The sequence below is a fragment of the Pseudomonas brassicae genome, assembly GCF_010671725.1.
GTDB lineage: Bacteria > Pseudomonadota > Gammaproteobacteria > Pseudomonadales > Pseudomonadaceae > Aquipseudomonas > Aquipseudomonas brassicae.
On the sequence record NZ_JAAHBU010000323.1, the window covers coordinates 1 to 514 of the forward strand.

Here is a 514-nt window from a genome sequence, read left to right on the forward strand (position 1 = left end):
ATCACGCGCAGCGAAATGCCCTCGTCCGGCTGCAGGCGGATGATCAGCTTGTTGCCGATCTGCAAACGCTGTTCCGCCGCGAAGATGTAGTGCTGCGGCTCTTTGAAGTGGATCACGATCTGCGACAGCTTCTGCGGCATGCGCTTGCCGGTACGCAGGTAGAACGGCACACCGGCCCAGCGCCAGTTGCGAATGTCGGCCCGCAGCGCGACAAAGGTCTCGGTATCGCTCTGGGTGTTGGAGTTGTCCTCTTCCAGGTAACCGGGCACCGCGCGCCCTTCGCTGTAGCCGGCGATGTACTGGCCACGCACCACCTGGGTGCTCAGCCCTTCGCCGCTGATCGGTGCCAGGGCCTTGAGCACCTTGACCTTCTCGTCGCGAATGCTGTCGGCCGAGAGGTCGCTGGGCGGGTCCATGGCAATCAGGCACAACAGCTGCAGCAAGTGGTTCTGGATCATGTCGCGCAGTTGCCCGGCCTTGTCGAAGTAGCCCCAGCGGCCCTCGATGCCGACTT

Annotated in this window: 1 pseudogene; it reads right to left on the minus strand. The window is 63.2% G+C overall.

The window, feature by feature from the left end:
* Positions 1-514 (minus strand): annotated as a pseudogene (locus tag G3436_RS20225) (glucose-6-phosphate dehydrogenase); the annotation flags it as partial.